The sequence below is a fragment of the Methylobacterium sp. BTF04 genome (genome assembly GCF_010692745.1).
Lineage (GTDB): Bacteria > Pseudomonadota > Alphaproteobacteria > Rhizobiales > Beijerinckiaceae > Methylobacterium.
In genome coordinates this window covers 1-3,070 of sequence record NZ_JAAHTB010000126.1, presented here as the reverse complement: position 1 = coordinate 3,070, position 3,070 = coordinate 1, and the positions used below count along the sequence as shown (strand labels likewise).

Annotated in this window: 1 protein-coding gene; it reads right to left on the bottom strand. The window is 52.1% G+C overall.

Annotated elements, in window-relative coordinates:
* Nucleotides 1-406: 406 nt before the first annotated feature.
* Nucleotides 407-2,755 carry an EAL domain-containing protein gene (locus tag G3T14_RS23575; protein WP_204263036.1) on the bottom strand — a complete coding sequence of 783 codons (2,349 nt, stop codon included), beginning with the start codon at nt 2,753-2,755 and terminating at the stop codon, nt 407-409.
* Nucleotides 2,756-3,070: the final 315 nt, after the last annotated feature.

Here is a 3,070-nt window from a genome sequence, read left to right as displayed (position 1 = left end):
TCCCACAGGTCGAAGAGCACCCAATGTCCCAGTGCTTCGAAGTCGCGAATGATGTGTTCCGACAGGCGCCGGTCGTCCGACACGAGCAAGATGTCCATGATCGGCCCATTTCCTATCGGACGATAAAATCGACAGACCCGCCGACTGTTTGGTCAAAGATGATATCAACAGAAGCTGCAATAAAAATCCGCTCTTATTAACGCGGGTAGGCGTTACATTGAGTTTCAGTCGAATTCAACCGATTATATCGCGGAATAAATTAAGAAAATGTAACAAGAGATTTAGACAAGCCATAGGTTTTCTGGCTTCTGCCGATTACTCAAATGCGGTTTCGTGCAAGCTGCTTGTACTCATAGAGGGGCGTAGGTAATTACCAGATGCTAATAGACCCTAGTTATATTATATGCTATGCTGCTTTTATTTCACTACAATCAAGATGTTTAGAGTCTATAAGCGACTCGGTATCTTTAGATGATAGGGGCCGACCAAAATAGTAGCCTTGTGCATGGGAACAGCCCATATCAGCCAGAAGCGTGGCTTCTTCAGCATGTTCTATGCCTTCGGCGACGATGGAGACATTGAGTGCTGCGCCAAGCTTTACCACCAGATCGATGATGGCGAGGGTGCGTTTTTCCGATCGCATGTCCGAGACGAAAGCGCGATCGATCTTGATCGTGTCGACGGGATAGCGGTTGATGTAGCTCAAACTAGAATATCCAGTGCCGAAATCATCGAGTGCCACACGAACACCAAGCGCGCGGATGTTAGCTAAGGCCGTAGTGACGCTGGCAGAAGGCACTAAAAAGATGCCTTCCGTAATCTCAATCTGAAGATTGCGAGGCTCAAGAGCAAACTCTTCGAGCACAGATTTGATTTCGTCGACAAAAGTATCGTCCCTGAGTTCGCTCACTGATGTGTTGACGCTCATGTGGAGTGTTTGATCGCCAAATCGATCATGCCACATCCTCAATTGTGCGCAGGCCTCACGCAGCACCCAGCGATCGATCCGACGGATGAGGCCGATCTCCTCGGCCACTGGGATGAATTCTGCAGGGGAGACCAATCCCCGCTGGGGGTGCTGCCACCGGATAAGAGCCTCGAACCCATCGACGCGACCACTCGCGAGATCGAAGATCGGCTGATAATACAGGAGGAATTCGCCGCGTTTCAACGCGAGCCTTACATCGGTTTGCAAAGCCAGCGCCGCGACCGCTTCAGCTCTCATCGACTCGCTGAAGATCGCGTAGTCACCCCGCCCTGCGCGTTTGGCCTGATACATCGCGATGTCGGCATCGCCAATGAGATCCTCTGGGCTTTGATACTGATCCGACGCCCGTACGACACCGATGCTGCAGGAGGGAAAGATAGTCTGCTGACCAATCCGTATCGGGGCGCGCATCGCCGCGATAATGCTCTCTGCGATGTCGACTGAGGTGGCGAGATCGACTGTGCTCTCGACTAGCACCGCGAATTCATCGCCGCCGATGCGGGCAAGCGTGTCTTGTGAGCGGGTACAGCGTTTAAGACGACTACCAACCTCCTTCAGCAGCGCATCTCCTGCAATATGGCCCAAGCTATCATTGACGGCTTTGAAGCGGTCAAGGTCGAGGAAGATCACGGCACAGCCAGGAGTCGACAAGTCGCGCGAGTGCCCAATGGCGACCGTCAGACGCTCCATGAAGAAGGCGCGGTTGCGCAAGCCCGTGAGGCTATCATGGAAGGCGGTGTAGAGAAGTTCCGCCTCGACCCGTTTGCGCTCCTGGATTTCGATCGCTAGAGTTTCGTTTTTGACCTCCGCGATCCGCACACGAGTCGCTAGTTCGTCTGCCTGCTTGCGCTCGGTGATATCGCGCTGGACCGAGACCCAATGAGTATACCAACCATTTTCGTCAGCAACCGGCACAATGCTGAGCTCGACCCAGAATTCCGAACCGTCCTTGTGGTAGTTCATCAGCTCGATCTCGATCGGCTTCCAACGGGCGAAAGCCTCCCGTAGCTTTGCCCGTGAGGCAGGATCGGTTTTGGGTCCCTGCAATATACGCGGGGTCTTTCCGATTACCTCGGCCTCGCTGTAGCCGGTAGTTCGGGTGAATGCCGCGTTACAATACAGGATCCGGGGGCCAGGCAGATCTGTCGGTTCCGCCTCGGTGATCAGGATCGAGTCGCGCGCATGGACCGCCACCGACTCCAGAAGGCGAAGACGTTCGCTCTGCACTTTCTGGCGTATATCCGCCTCCGAAGACGAACGGGATCGAGTCCTATCAACATCGAGCAACGTCGCAAGGTGGGAGGCGTGGGCCTGCAGCACGTAGATCTGTGCAGGGCTGAGCTCCCCATGCAGGTGGGCGTTGGCAATCACAAGGACGGCTCGACGGTCCTCAAGGCTGCCCACGACGACGGATGCACAGAAGCCGCAATAGGCATTCCCGTCGACCAGGAGCCGCAGCCTCATTTTGTTATGCTGGGAATTTGCATCCCCGGAAACGATTTGCATCGTTTCCCCGAATACTTTTTTTGGCTCAGCGTGCGACAGTTCGGTCAATTCCGCTGTCTTCTCTCCAATTGTGCCGACTATGCCGACCAACGCTAAAGTGTCATTCTTGTAAACATAAAGCATGACCAGGGGGCATTGTGTCGCTTGCGCAACCGCATTGAGGATACGCTCAATGGATGATGATTCTCTCTCCAAATAAGACTTTTCGACTAAGTTAGAGAGCGTTGCTGGAATATATCGACCTACATACTCTTCCGGCATCGTCACTGTCCTATATTTACGTTTTGGAATATATAAGATTTTCTTAACCTAAGTTTAACATAAGATTATTTTGATAGATTATAGAGTTAGGGTCGAAATTTTTAGATATATTGAATATAATAATAAATAGTTAATTAGAGGCCTCACTTTATAATATTTTATGGCAACTAAACTTGTCTGTGATGGCCAGCGTTCGACACGTTAGAAAGTCGTCGTCGCAGAGAATGATTATTTGTCGTTGCAAGACGGCTGCGTTTGCGCAGTAATTACCCAGTGCGCCGGGAGACCGGCAAGGAACAGATGGTGGAAGTCCGT

Excerpts from the sequence above, each read along its gene's own strand:
- G3T14_RS23575 (WP_204263036.1), bottom strand. The coding sequence starts at position 2,755 with ATGCCGGAAGAGTATGTAGGTCGATATATTCCAGCAACGCTCTCTAAC.